Genomic DNA, 650 nt, shown 5'->3' on the forward strand with positions numbered 1-650 from the left:
TTCCTCAGGGTACTTAGATGTTTCAGTTCCCCTGGTCTGCCTCTCACCCACCTATGAATTCAGTGAGTAGTGACTGTCGATGAAGACAGCCGGGTTTCCCCATTCGGACATCCCCGGATCAAAGCTTGCTTACAGCTCCCCGAGGCCTTATCGTTGTTCGCCACGTCCTTCGTCGGCTCCTGGCGCCTAGGCATCCTCCGTGTGCTCTTTGTAGCTTAACCTAGACTTTTCTTTCAGAGAAAGAAAATGTTGATATCTGCTACCTTTATTTCACTTGTTTACACAAGATCAGCTTAAAGGAATATTCTAAAACGCAATTTCGTTTCGGTATCCAGTTTTCAAGGTGCAATGATAAATCTTTTGGTGGAGCCAAGCGGGATCGAACCGCTGACCTCCTGCTTGCAAGGCAGGCGCTCTCCCAGCTGAGCTATGGCCCCAAAAGGAAATATAAAGTTATATGGTGGGCCCTAGTGGACTCGAACCACCGACCTCACCCTTATCAGGGGTGCGCTCTAACCAGCTGAGCTAAGGGCCCATAATAAACCACCAAAAAAAATTATTCTTTAGTGGTTGCGCTTGGCGGCGTCCTACTCTCCCAGGACCTGCGGTCCAAGTACCATCGGCGCTGGAGGGCTTAACGGTCGTGTTCG

2 tRNA genes and 2 rRNA genes are annotated in these 650 nt (G+C 50.0%); all 4 read right to left on the reverse strand.

The annotated features are described in order from the left end of the window. Positions 1-221, reverse strand: a 23S ribosomal RNA gene (locus tag C400_RS0125915); the annotation flags it as partial. Between the two features lie 140 nt (positions 222-361). Beyond that, positions 362-437, reverse strand: a tRNA-Ala gene (locus C400_RS0125920). A gap of 21 nt (positions 438-458) precedes the next feature. Next, a tRNA-Ile gene (locus C400_RS0125925) sits at positions 459-535 on the reverse strand. A 39-nt stretch (positions 536-574) separates the two neighbouring features. Then, a 5S ribosomal RNA gene (gene rrf / locus C400_RS28800) occupies positions 575-650 on the reverse strand; the annotation flags it as partial.

Origin of the sequence: Paenibacillus sp. ICGEB2008 (assembly GCF_000307675.1) — a bacterium.
Lineage (GTDB): Bacteria > Bacillota > Bacilli > Paenibacillales > Paenibacillaceae > Paenibacillus > Paenibacillus polymyxa.